At 65.5% G+C, this 15,715-nt stretch carries 15 protein-coding genes and 1 pseudogene; 11 read left to right on the plus strand and 5 right to left on the minus strand.

What is annotated here, in order from left to right; all coding sequences use genetic code 11:
• The first annotated feature begins 216 nt into the window (after nucleotides 1–216).
• From AC0L6G_RS04525 to AC0L6G_RS04555, 7 genes are all read left to right on the plus strand, one after another.
• A complete protein-coding gene (locus AC0L6G_RS04525; protein WP_291535321.1) occupies nucleotides 217–1,143 on the plus strand; it encodes an MBL fold metallo-hydrolase in 927 nt (308 codons plus the stop codon).
• Nucleotides 1,143–1,586, plus strand: a complete 444-nt coding sequence (locus tag AC0L6G_RS04530) for a YeeE/YedE family protein (RefSeq protein WP_291535325.1) — start codon at nucleotides 1,143–1,145, stop codon at nucleotides 1,584–1,586. The genes AC0L6G_RS04525 and AC0L6G_RS04530 overlap by 1 nt, the downstream gene beginning before the upstream one ends.
• Nucleotides 1,583–2,035, plus strand: coding sequence for a DUF6691 family protein (locus AC0L6G_RS04535; RefSeq protein ID WP_291535327.1), 453 nt, complete (start codon nucleotides 1,583–1,585; stop codon nucleotides 2,033–2,035). Before AC0L6G_RS04530 ends, AC0L6G_RS04535 begins: the two co-directional genes overlap by 4 nt.
• Nucleotides 2,028–2,681, plus strand: a complete 654-nt coding sequence (locus AC0L6G_RS04540) for a peroxiredoxin (protein ID WP_291535329.1) — start codon at nucleotides 2,028–2,030, stop codon at nucleotides 2,679–2,681. Before AC0L6G_RS04535 ends, AC0L6G_RS04540 begins: the two co-directional genes overlap by 8 nt.
• Nucleotides 2,682–2,752: 71 nt before the next feature.
• On the plus strand, nucleotides 2,753–2,947 hold the full coding sequence (locus AC0L6G_RS04545) for a YgaP family membrane protein (RefSeq protein WP_003170583.1): 195 nt from the start codon (nucleotides 2,753–2,755) through the stop codon (nucleotides 2,945–2,947).
• 37 nt (nucleotides 2,948–2,984) lie between these two features.
• Nucleotides 2,985–3,488, plus strand: a complete 504-nt coding sequence (locus tag AC0L6G_RS04550) for a protein tyrosine phosphatase family protein (protein ID WP_003170582.1) — start codon at nucleotides 2,985–2,987, stop codon at nucleotides 3,486–3,488.
• Nucleotides 3,485–4,288 carry a sulfite exporter TauE/SafE family protein gene (locus tag AC0L6G_RS04555; RefSeq protein ID WP_291535333.1) on the plus strand — a complete coding sequence of 268 codons (804 nt, stop codon included), beginning with the start codon at nucleotides 3,485–3,487 and terminating at the stop codon, nucleotides 4,286–4,288. Before AC0L6G_RS04550 ends, AC0L6G_RS04555 begins: the two co-directional genes overlap by 4 nt.
• Before the next feature lie 149 nt (nucleotides 4,289–4,437).
• On the opposite strand, the gene AC0L6G_RS04560 is transcribed toward AC0L6G_RS04555, so the two are convergent.
• The 3 genes from AC0L6G_RS04560 to AC0L6G_RS04570 all read right to left on the minus strand — a co-directional run bounded on the left by AC0L6G_RS04560 (nucleotide 4,438) and on the right by AC0L6G_RS04570 (nucleotide 5,889).
• Complete coding sequence (locus tag AC0L6G_RS04560) at nucleotides 4,438–4,845, minus strand: response regulator (protein WP_003170580.1); 408 nt, start codon at nucleotides 4,843–4,845, stop codon at nucleotides 4,438–4,440.
• Between the two features lie 299 nt (nucleotides 4,846–5,144).
• Entirely contained in the window at nucleotides 5,145–5,543 is a 399-nt protein-coding gene (locus AC0L6G_RS04565) for a nuclear transport factor 2 family protein (RefSeq protein WP_003170576.1), read from the minus strand.
• A gap of 79 nt (nucleotides 5,544–5,622) precedes the next feature.
• Nucleotides 5,623–5,889, minus strand: coding sequence for a helix-turn-helix transcriptional regulator (locus tag AC0L6G_RS04570; protein WP_313553214.1), 267 nt, complete (start codon nucleotides 5,887–5,889; stop codon nucleotides 5,623–5,625).
• Nucleotides 5,890–6,380: 491 nt separating this feature from the next.
• Here AC0L6G_RS04570 and AC0L6G_RS04575 point away from each other — a divergent pair, with 491 nt between their 5' ends.
• The 4 genes and pseudogenes from AC0L6G_RS04575 to AC0L6G_RS04590 form a co-directional block, all read left to right on the plus strand.
• Nucleotides 6,381–6,863, plus strand: a complete 483-nt coding sequence (locus tag AC0L6G_RS04575; protein ID WP_291535402.1) for an RNA polymerase sigma factor — start codon at nucleotides 6,381–6,383, stop codon at nucleotides 6,861–6,863.
• Between the two features lie 10 nt (nucleotides 6,864–6,873).
• Nucleotides 6,874–7,869, plus strand: a complete 996-nt coding sequence (locus tag AC0L6G_RS04580; RefSeq protein ID WP_291535337.1) for a FecR family protein — start codon at nucleotides 6,874–6,876, stop codon at nucleotides 7,867–7,869.
• 71 nt (nucleotides 7,870–7,940) lie between these two features.
• A complete protein-coding gene (locus tag AC0L6G_RS04585; protein ID WP_291535339.1) occupies nucleotides 7,941–10,892 on the plus strand; it encodes a TonB-dependent receptor in 2,952 nt (983 codons plus the stop codon).
• Between the two features lie 1,681 nt (nucleotides 10,893–12,573).
• Nucleotides 12,574–13,257, plus strand: a pseudogene (locus AC0L6G_RS04590) (alpha/beta hydrolase family protein); the annotation flags it as partial.
• A 9-nt stretch (nucleotides 13,258–13,266) separates the two neighbouring features.
• On the opposite strand, the gene AC0L6G_RS04595 reads toward AC0L6G_RS04590, so the two are convergent.
• Both AC0L6G_RS04595 and AC0L6G_RS04600 read right to left on the minus strand, forming a co-directional pair.
• Nucleotides 13,267–14,985, minus strand: a complete 1,719-nt coding sequence (locus tag AC0L6G_RS04595) for an asparagine synthase-related protein (RefSeq protein WP_291535341.1) — start codon at nucleotides 14,983–14,985, stop codon at nucleotides 13,267–13,269.
• The gene (locus tag AC0L6G_RS04600; protein ID WP_291535344.1) at nucleotides 14,982–15,668 is read right to left on the minus strand and encodes a lasso peptide biosynthesis B2 protein; all 687 of its coding nucleotides are present in this window, start codon (nucleotides 15,666–15,668) and stop codon (nucleotides 14,982–14,984) included. Before AC0L6G_RS04600 ends, AC0L6G_RS04595 begins: the two co-directional genes overlap by 4 nt.
• Nucleotides 15,669–15,715 lie beyond the last annotated feature (47 nt).

The raw sequence follows: 15,715 nt of genomic DNA on the forward strand, positions 1-15,715 counted from the left end.
AAACTTACAGTCTTGGGAGCGTCAAGCGAGAGCCGTCTGCCTGCCATGCCTTTGCAACCTAGCGACCAAGCGCTTTTCCAACAGCGTCTCATCCCTTTCCAACCCGGAGCGGTCGTGGCGACCGCCGGTTGACCTGGGTCAACGACCTGCCCCGACCGCTTGTGTCACTGCACCTTCATCGCCCCTCTTCGATCCCTGCCAAACTTGGAGCCCGACATGCAAGACATACCCCTTCAGGACGCAGCGCGCCTCATTTCGCACGCACGGTCGGGCTCCGCCGCGGTTCCGACAGTGAGAAGCTTCTTCGACGAACCGACCAATACCGTCAGCTATGTCGTCCACGATCCGGCGACCCGCGAGGCGGCGGTGATCGACAGCGTTCTGGACTACGACGCGGCGGCGGGCCGGACGTCCTTCGCTTCGGCGGACGCCATCATCGCCCATGTGAAGGTCGAGGGGCTGAAGGTCGCCTGGCTGCTGGAGACCCACGCCCACGCCGACCACCTGTCGGCCGCGCCCTATCTGAAGGACCATCTGGGCGGACAGCTCGCGATCGGTCGCGAAATCATCCACGTCCAGACTGTCTTTGGAAAGATCTTCAACGCCGGCGCCGCATTCGCGCGCGACGGCTCGGAGTTCGATCGCCTGTTCGAGGACGGAGACGTTTTCCGGATTGGCGGGCTTGAAGCCATCGCGCTTCATGTGCCCGGTCATACGCCAGCGGACCTGGCCTATGTGATCGGCGACGCCGTCTTCACCGGCGACACCCTGTTCATGCCCGACTACGGCACGGCGCGCGCCGACTTCCCTGGTGGCGACTCCCGCCAACTGTATCGTTCGATCCGCCGCCTCATGGCTCTGCCCGAGCAGACGCGCCTGTTCCACTGCCACGACTATAAGGCCGCCGGACGCGACACCTTCGCCTGGGAGACCACGGTCGGAGCCCAGCGCGCGGGCAACGTCCATGTCCATGAAGGCGTCGGAGAGGATGAGTTCGTGGCCATGCGCGATGCGCGCGACGCCACCCTGTCCATGCCCAAGCTGATCCTGCCTTCGATCCAGGTGAACATGCGCGGCGGCCATCTGCCCGAGCCGGAATCCAACGGCGCCCGCTACCTCAAGATCCCGCTGGACGTTCTGTGATGACCGACCTTCTCGCCAACGCCATGCCGGTCCAGGGGCTGATCGGCGGCCTGATGATCGGCACGGCCTCGGCCATCATGCTGCTGGGCCTCGGACGCATCGCGGGTGTCAGCGGCCTCGCGGCGCGAGCCACAGGGATCACCGTCGACGGCGCGCCCCGTCCGCTCGCGATCGCCTTCGTGGTCGGTCTGCCGCTGGGCGCCCTGCTCGTGGCGCTGATCCTCGGACCCGTCGAAACACGGTTCGAACAGGGTTTCGCCGCCCTCATCATCGGCGGCCTGGTGGTCGGGTTCGGCACTCGGCTGGGCAGCGGCTGCACCAGCGGACACGGCGTTTGCGGCATGTCCCGACTGTCGGCGCGGTCGCTGGTGGCGACCGCCACCTTCATGCTCACGGGCTTCGCGACGGTCGCCGCCATGAACGCGATGGGGCTGGGACAATGAAGCGCCCGATCGTCTTCGCCCTGATCGCGGGCGTTCTGTTCGGCGCCGGTCTGGCCGTCTCCGGCATGGCCGATCCGCAGCGCGTGCGCGGCTTCCTCGACCTGTTCGGCGCTTGGGACCCGACGCTGGCCTTCGTCATGGGCGGGGCCCTGATCCCCATGGCCCTCGCCTGGCGAATTCAGAAGCGGATGCCTTCGCCGATGGCGGCCGAGCGGTTCGCTCTGCCCACCGCCCGCGATCTCGACCCCCGCCTGATCGGCGGAGCGGCCCTGTTCGGCATCGGCTGGGGCATCGCCGGGCTCTGCCCCGGCCCCGCCATCGCCGACCTCGCCATCGCCCCTGTCCCCGCCGCCCTCTTCGTCGCGGCCATGCTGGCCGGGATGATCCTGCACCGCCTGCTGCCCGCCGCCCCGGCGAAGCAGTCCTCCCTGGAGACATCCAATGTCTGAGATCCAAAGCACCGTCGGCCTGCCGCGCCTGAACGCGCCCGCGCCGAACTTCTCCGCCAAGACCACGCACGGCGACCGCTCGCTGGCCGACTACAAGGGCCAGTGGCTGGTGCTGTTCTCGCACCCGTCGGACTTCACCCCGGTCTGCACGACGGAGTTCATCGGCTTCGCCAAGGTCGCGGCGGAACTGAAGGCGAAGAACTGCGAGCTTCTGGGCCTGTCGATCGACAGCATTTTCTCCCACATCGCCTGGACGCGGAACATCGCCGAGAAGTTCGGCGTCAAGATCCCCTTCCCGATCATCGAAGACCTGAAGATGGACGTGGCACGCGCCTACGGCATGATCCACGAGGGGGCCAGCGACACCTCGGCGGTTCGCGCCACCTTCATCATCGATCCCGAAGGCGTCCTGCGCGCCATGCTCTATTATCCCATGAGCAACGGCCGCTCGATTCCCGAGATCGTCCGCCTGGTCACCGCCATGCAGACGAGCGACGCCAACGGCGTGGCCACACCCGCCGGCTGGCAGCCGGGCGACGACGCCATCGTGTCTCCGCCGAAGACTGTGGAAGCCGCCAATGCTCGCGAGGGCGAAGGCTTCAAATATACCGACTGGTATTTCTCGACCCGCCCGATCGCTGCCTGAGCCTTATATCGGCGCGGTCGCATCGACCGCGCCGGCGCCCTTTGAACCCAAGGACCCTCGCCGTGAAGAACATGGGAACGCTCGACCGGATCATCCGGCTCGTCGCCGTCGCCGCCGTCATCGGAGCCTATGGACTGGGCCTGATCGGCGGAACCCTCGCCCTGGTTCTCGGAGCCGTCGCCGTCGCCCTCTTGCTGACCAGCCTTACGGCGACCTGTCCGGCCTATTTGCCGTTCGGCCTGTCCACGCGCGCCCGACGCCGCTGAACCCAGTCACTCACATATCCTTTCGAGGACCATCGCCATGCCGTTCAAGACCCTTTCGGCGTCCCTCTCCGTCGCGCCCCAACTCACCGCAGGGGACGTCGCCGAGGCGGCGCGCGCTGGCTTCCGCGCCATCATCGACAACCGGCCCGACGGCGAGGAACCCGGACAGCCGACGGCCGCTGAAATTCGGGATCTGGCGGCATCTCACGGCATGAGTTTCGCTCATGTGCCGACGCTTGGCGGAGCGGTCGCGGACGAGCATGTCATGCAGATGGCGCAGACCCTGGCGCGATTGGACGGCCCGGCCCTCGCCTACTGCCGCACCGGCATGCGCTCGGCGACGCTTTGGGCCCTGACCCAGGCCGAGGCGCAGCAGACGGACGTCCTGATCATGACGGCCGCCGCGGCCGGCTACGATCTGTCGACGCTTCGCTCTCGGCTCGACGCCCGGCGCGACGCGAAGACTCCCATGGGGCCCAAACATCCCTGCGGGCGCCTCGGCTTTGAAGCCGCCGTAGCTCACCAGGATGACGTCCCATGAGCTTGGACCCTCTGCAGTATCTGCTCGGCGCCCTGTCGGGCGGTCTGGTCGGTTTCACGCTTGGCCTCGTGGGAGGCGGCGGGTCCATCCTGGCCGTGCCCCTGATGGTCTATCTGGTCGGTGTTCCAAACCCGCACGTGGCCATCGGCACCAGCGCCCTGGCGGTGGCCGCCAATGCGGCGGCAGGGCTGATGAACCATGCCCGGAACGGCACGGTGAAGTGGCGTTGCGCCGGCATGTATGCGGGGGCGGGCGTCGCCGGAGCCTTCGCCGGATCGACTGTGGGCAAGGCGTTCGATGGCGAGAAACTGCTGTTCCTGTTCGCCCTCGTCATGATCGTGGTCGGCATTCTGATGCTGCGCGGGCGGGCCGCAATCGGCAATCCGGGCGCCGAGTGCGACCGCGAGAACGCGCCCAAGGTGCTGGGCTTCGGCCTCGGGACCGGGGTCTTCTCGGGCTTCTTCGGAATCGGCGGCGGCTTCCTGATCGTGCCGGGCCTCGTCGCCTCGACCGGCATGCCGATCCTGAACGCGATCGGCTCGTCGCTCGTCGCCGTCACGGCCTTCGGTCTGACCACGGCGCTCAACTACGCCTTCTCTGGACTGATCGACTGGCCGCTCGCGGGGGTGTTCATCCTCGGCGGTCTCGCGGGCAGTTTCGGCGGCGCCCTGGTCGCCAGGAAACTGTCGGGCACCACCGGCCTGCTGACGACCGTTTTCTCGGTCCTCATCTTCGTGATCGCGGCCTACATGCTCTGGAAGAGCGCTGGCGCGTTCATCGGCGCAGGCGCCGCGACCTAAGTCCGTCGCCTGGGGCGCGGGTCTTGCTCGCTGGACCCGGATCGTCGCGCGGCCCTGAGCCAATAGCCCATCGTGCGCGAGCGCCAAGACTGCTGAGAGCGGTTGGTCGGCTGTGCGATCGCTCGGACAGCCTGGCCCAAGCGATGCACTCAAACCGCAGTTTTGAGAGGGTCTGGCTTCTTTCCGTCAGGGAGGAGGCGTCTCAGTTCTTCGTGGACCACCTCAGCCGAGAAGGGCTTCGTGATGAACGCCGCCTTTTCAGGTATGTCTTCCGCTGCGGGACGGACATTGCCGCTGGACACGACGATTTCAATGTGGGGCCAATGCTCGGCGACATGACGCGCAAGAGCGAAGCCGTTCACGGATCCTGGCATTTCGACATCCGTGAAGAGCACGACGATCGACTCCGCCATCTGAGAAAGGTGTTCCAGCGCTTCATCTCCGGAAGCGGCTTCGAGACAGCGGAACCCCGCCTCCTCAAGAATCTGATAGACATCGCAGCGGATGATCGCGTCATCGTCGACAGCCAGGGCGTACGGAATGGTTGACGTCTGCATCCCTAGACAATCCGACCCGGAGCATTGGGTTCAACGACACATGCCGTCGCGAACATGGATGGCGCCAGGACACTCCAAAACCGGCGAAGCGCCCTGAAGGTCGCCGACACTTTCCGCGATGCCTTGCGGCAGGCGGCTTGCGAGGTACTATGCCTGCGGCGGGCCTCGACCGGATAGCCTTCGATCTTGAGCCAGGGGACGTTCTGCGTCGGCGGCGATCGCGGGTGAAGACGTTGAGCTTCACACAGAAGTTCCCGGCCCGCCCCCTCCCCTCGTCCAATCCATTACGGACGTCGTGGTCACCATCGGGCTTTGCTTAGCCGGAGCCATCGCTCTTTCTCGGACATCGGCACCTCCGCCAAATCCGCATGGTCACGCCAGTGCGTAATGACGCCCTGCTCGACTTCGAAGATGCTGATGGCCCGGACGTCCAGCACGCCTCCGCGGCGCGCGGTCAGGAGGTAGGCGCTCTCGGCGATCACAAGATCATCTTCGGCGACGCATTTGAGAATATGAAGTTCGAAAAGCGAATAGGTCTGAAAAAGCCGGCGCCAGAACCCGAGCAGCGCTGTTCGACCGATCAGGTCGCCCGCGATGTCGAACCGCGCCACGACATGCTCCGCAAGATAGGTCTCAAGCCGCCGCACATCGCGAAACGCGATCTCCTGGGCGAAAGCTTGAACGACGGTTCCGGGCATCTACGACATGATCACGGTTCAGAGGATCGATCATGATCCGATTCTTGATCAAAAATCGCGTAGGGCGTGTGGCGCCAAATCAATCCGGTTCGACGACGCCGGCCCGCACCGCGACTGCGACCGCCTCAATTCTTGTCCGGACCCGGAGTTTCGAACAGACCTTTTCCAAATAGCTGTCGACCGTTCGGGGTGACAGCCCGAGGATGCTTCCAATATCGCCCGAACTCTTGCCGCGCGTGACCCAGATGAGGCATTCGTGCTCTCTCGGGCTCAACGCGAAGCTCTGAGATTCGACATCCGCTTGAGGGTCCGGGGGCATGATTTCACTCGCCTTTGACCGTCGCATCGTGGCCCGCCCTCTCCGACCCGACAACGCAAACCCGTTGCGGCGACTCCGCAAGAAACTTGCGGAAGTGCGTCAGCCAATGCGGTCGGACCGCTGGCCCGTAGCGCTTCACGGTCCCCTTGCCGTGCGAACTGAAGGCGCCTAATCCGTTTCACGTCGGGCGCCGTCAGATAGGGGCGGAACTTGAGCCGGGGTCTGCCTTAGGCGGAGGCGGCGTTTCACCCTGAAGTCGCGGGCCTCTTCGCAGAGGATTCCTCGCCCGACCCCTCCGCCTTGCACCCGGACTTGGTTTGATTCATGGTTGGACGTCGGCGTTCGCGTCGATAGGGGCCGGGAATCCCCTGTGCGAAGCTCAACCTTTACGACCGCGCCCCGACGCGCGGCGTCCGTCCGCCATCGACCGCGGCGCACCCCTGAGTGCGTCCGGCCTGCGCGGGCGCGCTCTCGGATTCCCGCCGTCTGACAGCCGGCTGGAGGTCGCGTTGAGCGATGTGAAGGAGATGAATCCGGGCGCAGCGGCGAGCCTCAACGGGCTCTACCGCCGCTATTCGGGATGGCTGGGAAAGCGGCTTCGCGGGCGTGTCGGCGTCGACGAGGCGGACGACGTTGTGCAGGAGACTTATCTGCGTCTCACCCCGTATCTCCTTGAAGAGATCCGACACCCCAAGGCGCTGCTCCTCCGCGTCGCGCTTAACCTTGTCCGCGATGAGCGGCGCCGCCTGGTCCGGCGTGACCGCGCGTTGCAGGGTGAGGCTTCGATCCTGGGCGCAACGACTGACACGCCTGTCGATCGCCTCTATCTTAAGCAAATCCTCCAGACGATGCCGCCTCTCTACAGGGACGTCTTCGTCTTGAGCCGGTTTGACGGTATGACATACCCAGAGATTGCTCTGGCTCACGGGATCAGCTTGGCTACAGTCGAACGACGTATGGCCAAGGCTGTCGAGCACTGCATGGCGCAACTGGACGTCTAAGGCACGAACGATGACTGCCGAGAAAGACCTGGACGCAAGACGCCGCGAAGCCGCGTCATGGTTCGCGACCCTCAACCAGAGGCGGGTCGCGGCTTCGGATATTACAGCCTTCAGCCAATGGCGCCGGAACCCGGAGAACGCCGAGGCCTATGCGCGCATCGAGACCATGTGGGAGGCGGCGGGAAGCCTCAAGGGGGACGCCGACATCGCAGCCTTGACGCAGGGTGCGCGCGCGCGCGCCGACGCATCGCGTCAATCTCAAGGCCGGGTGGCCAAAAGTGTCGTTCCCTTGGGGGCGATCGCCACGATCGCCGCGCTCGCGATCGGCGTCGCCCTATGGTCCAGCCGACCTCAGTCTTACGAGACGGATTTGGGGGAGCGCCGGGTAGTGGTCCTGGATGACGGGTCGCGGGTGACGCTGGACACTGCTTCCAGGATCCGCGTGAAGCTGACCCGCGGGCAGCGCGCCGTAGAACTGGCCAGCGGTCAGGCCTTTTTTGAGGTTGAGGGCGACCCCGACCGTCCCTTCGTCGTCAGCGCCGGGGCGACAGACGTCACCGCCGTTGGCACCCGGTTCGACGTGCGTCGATCGGGAGACGGCGCTCAGGTGACCCTCGTCGAAGGCAAGGTCGATGTCAGCGACCGTTCGGCGGTCTCTCAGGGGTGGTCCCTCACGCCCGGCCAGCAGATCGTCACGACCTCGCTTCGTCCTGCCGTCCGGACCGTGGACGTCGCTTCGGAAACGAGTTGGACGACCGGGCGACTGATCTTCTCTGGCGACACCGTCGAAACCGCCGTCGCCGAGGTCAATCGCTACAGCCGCACCAAGGTCGTTCTTCAGTCGCCCGGCATCTCCCGCATCGCTGTCAGCGGCGCTTTTAACACGGGCGACGTCGAGGGGTTCGTTTCCGCGCTCGTCGAACTTTATCCCGTCGTCGCCGAGCGGACGCCAACCGGTCAGATCGTCATCCGTGACGCGCCTGCGAAAAATGCAGCGGTGCGCTGAGGGGTTTTACCGCGCCCCATCGTCTCTTCCCCGACCCGCGTCTGTGCGGGTATCCATTTCGGGGGAGTGTTATGCGTATCGGTCCTTGTTCCACGGCGCTTGGCGTATTGATGCTGGCGGCGGCGACGCCCGTCATCGCCCAGGCGCAAACGGCTGCCGTGCAGTTCCGCGTTCCCGCCGGCCCGCTGCAAACCGCACTGCCCCTGTTCGCGGCCCAAAGCGGCGAGCAAATTCTCTACTCCACCGACCTCGTCGCAGGCCGCCAGTCCCCCGGCGTCAATGGCGCGCTTGGGACGGACCAAGCCCTCACCGCCCTGCTGCAGGGCACCGGACTACGGGCCCGACGGACGAGTTCCAATACTCTCGTCGTCTTCGATCCCACCGCCCGTGCAGAAGCGACGGACGAGGCGGTCGAGATCGCGGAAGTGATCGTCACTGGCAGTTTAATCCGCGGCGTCGCCGACGGCCCCTCGCCTGTCATCACCGTGACCCGGGACGATATCGACCGGCAAGGACATGGAACGGTCGCCCAAGCGCTTGCTGCACTTCCGCAGAATTTCGGCGGAACTGCGAATGAAGGGGCCTTGCAGAACGGCGCGGACAGAAGCGCTTCGAATGGCGGATTTGCATCGGGCGTGAACCTCCGCGGGCTGGGCAGCGATGCGACGCTGGTCCTGATCAATGGTCGGCGTCTTTCAGGCACCGGAGCTTTCGGTGACTTCGCCGACGTGTCCACCGTGCCGACAAGCGCGGTGTCCCGGATTGACGTTTTGCTCGACGGCGCCTCAGCCCTTTATGGCTCAGACGCTGTCGGCGGGGTCGTCAACATCATCCTGCGACGCGATTACGACGGCGCCGAGACCCGGGCGAGATACGGGCAAACCGGCGATGGGGCGACGCGGGAATATCAGTTCGGGCAAACGGTCGGCCGGCTTTGGTCGAGCGGCGGCCTGATGGGGTCTTACGAGTACAATAACCGCGAGCCGTTGGCGGTGGCGGACCGCCCCCTTGCTGGAAACGCCGACCTGCGCCCCCTTGGTGGATCCGACCGGCGCCTCAACTACGCCAATCCCGGCAACCTCGTCGCCTACAACGCGGCGCTCGGCGGCTATGTCTCCGCCTACGCCATTCCTGAAGGACAAAACGGCCGGAACCTCAGACCGTCGGATTTTCTTGCGGGCCAGACCAACCGCAGCAACCAACGCCAGGGGATGAATGTCCTTCCCCGCCAAGAGCGGCACAGCCTCTACCTCACCGGTCATCAGGACCTGGGCTCCCGTCTCACTCTCAGCGCCGATACGCGGTGGGGCCGCCGGGAATGGGAAACCGTGTCTGCGCCGATCGTCACGCTGATCACCGCGACGCCTGCAAACCCCTTCTTCGTCTCGCCGACCGGAGCCGCATCACATCTGATCGCCTATTCCTTCCTCGACGAACTGCCCAATCCGGTCTTGAGCGGAGACGCCGAGAGCCTTGGCCTTTCGCTAGGAGCGGATCTTGAGATCGCTGGCGACTGGCGGCTGAGCGGTTATCTCGCCTACGCCTCGGACGAATCCGAGAACAGGGGCTCCGGCGTTCTGAACTCGGTGTTCCTGCGTGAGGCGCTTGGCACCCTCGCCGACAATCCCGCCACCCCATTCAGCGCGTCACGCGATGGCTACTTCAACCCGTTCAGCGATGGCGGCTCCAGCCCTCAGGCTGTGCTCGATTTCATCAGCTCCGGCTGGAACTACACTCGCGGCAAGACCGAGGTGCGGTCGGCAAACCTTCAGATCGATGGAACGCTGTGGGCCCTTCCCGGAGGCGACCTGAAGCTGGCGGCAGGGCTGTCACTCCGGCGCGAGGACTTTTCCAGGGAGTCTGGCAACCTGACCTCGGCGGTGACTCCGACGATCGGCGCGCCAGCCGAGTTTGACCGGCAAGTGTCCAGCGCCTTCGCAGAAATCCGCGCGCCTCTCTTCAGCGAAACCAACGCGCGCGCCGGCCTCAAACGCCTCGAGCTCTCGCTGGCGCTGCGGTACGAGGACTACGACGATATCGGCAGCACGCTTAATCCCAAGGTCGGCATGGTCTGGGAGCCCGGAGCCGGCCTCCTGTTTCGCGCAAACTATGGATCCTCGTTCCGCGCTCCGGCCCTGCGTGAGATTCATGACCCCACCCGACAAAGCCCGACCTTCCTGACGCGCGGAGCGGGCACGACCCTGTCCCTGATCCTCTACGGCGGCAATGCCGACCTCAAGCCCGAGGAAGCAGACACCTGGACAGCAGGTGTGGAGTATCGCCCTGCGGCGATCGACGGCCTGCGGCTGGGGCTGAACTGGTTCCGGACGGACTTCGACCAGCGCATCGGACAACCGGCCCTGAACAGCGTCTCCACCGTCCTGACGGATCCGGCCCTGGCGTCCTTCGTGCGCCTGATCAATCCGGTCACGAATGCGGAAGATCGCGCAGCGATCCAGGCATGGCTGGATCTTCCGAGCACGGTGACCGGTGGCTATCCCGCGACCGCCTTCGGCGCGATCGTTGACGCGCGATATGTCAACACGACCCGCGTCGAGGTCGAGGGCTTGGACGCCAATCTCGACTACCCCTTCTCGCTCCGGGGCGAGGCGTTCCAGGTCTCGGCAAATCTCAGCTATCTCGACCGCTTTGAAAGCCAGAACACCCCTGGGGCGCCGGTTGTCAGCACGCTCAATCGCCCCAACGAGCCGATTGGGTTGCGCGGGCGAGGCACCCTGCGGTGGTCCCGGGGGCCCTGGACCGCGTCGACCAGCGCCAACTTTGTCGACAGCTACCGCGACTTTGACGGGGATCGTATCGGATCCTGGGTGACCGCAGATGCGCAAATCGCGTTTGCCCCCGAGCACGGCGCGCTCGCCGGGACTACGATCGCCCTCAATGTCCAGAACGCCTTTGATCGCGATCCACCATTCTGGGACGGGCTCGAAGGAATCGCGTACGACGCCGCCAATGCGAACGTGCTCGGACGGTTTGTTTCGGTTCAGCTGACGAAGGCGTGGTGACGTGCGCCACGCTCTTCACGGGTTCGTCTGCGCCCTGGCGCTTGGCTTCATGGGCGCCCACGCCCAGACACCGTTCAACATCGACGATCTTCTCGGCCAGGAATCGCTCGGCAACATCCGCATAAGCCCGAACTCGCGCTGGGTGGTGATCGACCGGGAGGCGGCTTGGAATCAGGCCGCCTCCTACGATCTCGGGCAATACACGGCACAGCTTCTGACGCGTCTGGAGGTGCATGACGCGTCTGGCGAAGGCCCGGTGAGGCGCGTTCAAGACCCAGGCCACGCCACCGGGTACATTTCGGGTCCCTTCTCTCCGGATGGTGGGCGGATGGTCGTCTATCGGCTCACCGCCCGCACGCTTCGACTAGGGGTCATGACCCTGTCGACAGGTTCAATCCGATGGCACGATCTGACCCCCGAGTGGCCCAACATGGGCCAGACGATCGCTTGGCGCTCGGATCACGAGTTGGTCCTTATCGCCCGTCCCGATGACGATCTGCCCCTCGGCATGCGTCATGGCTGGGAGGCGCAGGCGCGGGCTTCAGCGCTCTGGGCTGTTGCGGCGGCCGGACGCCGTCCGTCCAGCGTCGCCCTGATGAGCGGCGCGAACCGCGACGCGCATCGTAGGGCGCGGCCGAGCGCCTTGGTTCGTCTCGACGTGGCCACGGGCGATGTCACCACGATCGCGCGTGGCGAGTTCTTCGACTTCACACTGTCTCCGGACAGGCAGGCGGTGGCGGCGATGGCCGTGACCGACGACATCCAAACAGGGACAGACGAGCCAGTACTGACCGGAACGCCGGCACGGCGCCGACGGTTGACCATCGCCGCCCTCGATAACGGTCGAGTGCGGCCAGGTGACGAAGCGGCTGACTATCTCCCCTATCTATTGGCGTGGAGCCCGGACTCGCGTCGGGTGCTGACCTTCCGTCGCCAGGATGGCCAATCCTGGACGCAGGGTCGTTTCACGGTTCTTGACCGCACGAACGGCGACCAGACGCTCGACGTTCAGGGGGCCCGACCCCGCATAGACGTCAACGGCAGTCAGATCCCCTACGCGAGAGGGACGTGGGACGAAAACCGGCCTGTCGTTCTGGTGGAAACGGAGGATGGCGCACGGTTCTGGCGCCGGATCGAAGGCAACGGCCGGTTCGCCGACGTCACCGCCCGCCCAGGCCAGGTTCTGGCTCAGCGAAACGGCCATCTGCTTGTCGGAGAGGCGACGTCGTGGCGCAGCCTCGACGGACGGGACGAAGGTCAGCGTCCCGCCCGAGCCGTCTCCAGCGATCGCGCGCAAGATGAAGGCGGACGGGCTGCGGTCAATCCTGACCCTGTGACTGTCGCAGACTGGGTTGGTCAGGATGAGGCGGGCTGTCTGGTCAAACAGATCGCGCCGACGGTGAGGACCTGCCTCGGCCTTCCGCCTGCCCTGCCCTCCATCACCGCCGCCAGCAAAGACCTGAGATTTGTCATCGAAACGCAGATGTCCGCGACCGGGTCGACCGTCGTCCGGCTTCGCAACGCCGAGGGCGTTCGACCCCTTCTGACGCTGAACGCAGCGCTCGACGATCGTATGTGGGGCGAGATCCGGCCCATCGAACACAGCGCGCCGGATGGAACGCCCTTGACCAGTTGGCTTCTCCTGCCCCCCGGCGGGGAACACCGGGACCTGCCCGTCGTCATGATCATCTATCCCGGCACGATCTACCCTACGGCCCCAACCTGGCTGAGGCCCGGAAGCGAGCGACGCCACATCAATCCTGCCCTGCTCGCGGCCGCCGGCTACGCCGTCCTCGTTCCCAGCCTGCCGCTGTATGACCGAACGGGCCAGGCTCTCGCGGACCTCGCCCCCCGGCTCGAGGCCATCCTGGACCGCGCTGCGGAGACCGGCCTCATCAGCCCGGATCGCGCCGCCGTGCTGGGTCACAGCTATGGAGGGTACGGGGCGATGACCGTCGCAACCCAGTCGCGTCGCTTCCGGGCCATCGTGGCGTCCGCCGGTCGCTCGGACCTGACCGATCTCGCGGAACTACCACCGCAGTACGTTCTCACGCCTGAAAACGGCGTACCGTTCAACGTCAGCCTGGGCTGGGCGGAAACCGGCCAGGGCCGGATGGGCGCTTCGCTCGTGTCGTCGCCACAACGATATATCGACGCCAGTCCGATCTACAGCGCTGCGGCCATCACCACCCCCATACTGATGATCGACGGGGATATGGATTTTACGCGCGGTCGCGGCCTGTTCGGGGCGCTGTACCGTATGGACAGGGAAGCCGGTCTCGTCACCTACGCGGGCGAAGGCCACGTCTTCGTCAGCCCCGCCAATATCCGCGACCTTCATACCCGGATCATCGCTTGGCTGGATCGCTATCTCTCAGCGTCTGCTGAGGCGGGCCTCCCAGTTTCGCACCCAGCTCTCGAGGACGCCAACCAGGACGATGCGATTGTGCTGGCCGTCCCAGATCAGATGGTCGTCCGTCAGGACAGCCGAAAACAGCTCCCTGTCGACGACCCCTTCTTCAGCAAGCCTGCCTTTTAGGAGGTGTTTGCGAAGCATCGGAAGACTGAGTTGGTTGATCCGGCCGTAGTAGCGGGTCAGATCGCCCTTGTTACGCCGGTCTCGTATCATCGGTGACAGGCGTTCTTTGAAAGCCTTGCGGGCGAAGCCTCGATCCCGTTCGCCGACGGCGAGGAGGTCTGTCGGGAGGGCCAGACAATGCTCCATGACGGGTTGACTGAGGAAAGGGTGGATCAGCGGCGCGGCTCGCGCGCGCAGGCAATCTCGCCAGAAGACCTGACAGTTGGCGAGTTGGCGGATTTGCATGCGTTTGGCCGGTGGCAGATCGCCCGTCGCCCTGTTCCAGGGATGAGGGTCGTCGTCCATCCCAGGCCGTTGTCCAAACATCGGACCGAGCGCCGCTCGAGCAACGGCCCACGCCGACCGCCGAGTCCATCGCCCCACGTTCGCGAGGTAGCGGGGATGAAGGGCCCCGAAGTCCCCTCTGAACAAGCGATCGGCGGCGATCCACGGCGTTGCCTGCTGGAAAAACACCGCGTCCCCGCCCTGCCCGGTGAGGGACACCGCCCGACGCCGCGACAGGCGCGCTGCCATATCAGCGTCGTAGGTGGTGTCGACGCCCTGGAACGCTGGCCGGATCCCCTGACCCAATCGCGCCAGTTCAGACGCAAGCACTGCCTGAACAGGCTTGGCGACCTCCGTGAGTTCGGCTTCCAAATGGGCCGAGGTGGCCCGGGCGTAGGCGCGTTCGTCCCCCTCGATCCAGGGTCCATAGTAGTTCACAAGCTGCACTCCGCTGCGAGGCTTGCATTGAAGCAGGCTCGCCACCGTGATCGCGGAATCCAGACCTCCAGACAGCTCAGCGATCACCGTGGGGGCCCCATGCGTCAGCGAGGCGATGGTGCGGTCCACGACCTCAACGAGCGCGTCCGGATCCGTCTCATACCGGCGGCCGAAGACGTCTTTCGGTCGCCAGACGGCAATCTCGGTGCACCGGCCTAAATCAGCGAACCCGCCCGCGTCGATCGTCCTAACGCCGCGCAGGGCGACGTGACGCACAGAATACTGTGAATGAACCAACATCCGGCCCACCGCCTCCCAGTCGATCGCGACCTCTCGCGGAAGCAGGGCGTCAATCTCGGCAGGCCATTGATCGCTGACGACCGTCAGACCGTCACGCCGCCAATGCGCACAATCAATCGCACCCGAGGGGTCACGAAGAACTCGCAGGCCACTGTCGTCCGCCCGCCAGAAAAACACGTAGTTGCCCCAGCCCTCAGAGGTCACCGCCCGAGCGAGTGCGACAGGGTCCCGGTTCAACCCGACAAGGGCGGACAGGGTCCGCTCGCCATTGGGACGCCAGTCACCGATCAGGAGGTGCTTGGGACCTACCAGCCGCGCCGCGTGGCGAGCGCGAGGACCGAGCAGCAGGCTGATCTCCCCGACGTCCCAGACCAGGGACCAGCCTCCATTGAGAAGATCCGCCGTCAGGGTCTGGACCAGGGCCAGGGCTTTGCCTGCCGCTTGCGACCGGTCCAGGACGACGTAGCCGGTGTCCGATGGCTTCGCGGTCATCGACACAGGATCGGCGTGTACGCACGCAGGCGTTCGTGATCGTCGTTGAGGCAGACATCACCGGACTGAACCCAGCAGTGAGCGCTGAACGGCCAAAGCCTGACGCCGAACACCCAGTCTGCGGTCAGGCCCAACTCACGCAAAAAAGCGACGAGCAGCATGGACCGCTGGAGGCATTCCCCGTCGAACGGCAGCCAGGGCTGAATCCTCCAGAGGGCGCCCGCTGCGCGGCGGGCGGCGGCCGGGTCTTCTCGCCGTCGCGCGCGCCCGACGACGGAGAGTTGGCTCGCAATACCTTCGCGTCGCTCCGCCCTGCGCACGCTCAACGCCGCAGCAACCAGCGGCGCGACATCGGAGAGCCTCAGCGCCGCGGGAGCATCGTGAAGGATGGATCCAGACGGCGTCGCCGGCAGCCTCTGCGGTGGTTGCCCGGGCTCCGCTTGCGCCAGTCCCACCTCGTGCAGGGCGTCGGCCAGCGGGCCTGATACCCTGCAAGCGTTGTCCTGGCATGCCGGGTGAAAGTGCGCCGCAGCGCCTGGAATGCAGAGATAGTCGTCGCGAGCGAGATCGAGAACGACCAGGTCGTCGTCAACGGGCGCTGCGAACACATGCAGCCGCAAAAACAGCGGCTGCGCTGTCGGCGCGATGACGTCCTTTGAGGCCAGAGTCTCATGGATCAGCAAGACACGCTCCTAAGGGGCGGGTTGTGTCGGGAAAAAAGGCGCCGGCT

Source organism: Brevundimonas sp. D3-1P, from assembly GCF_055809335.1.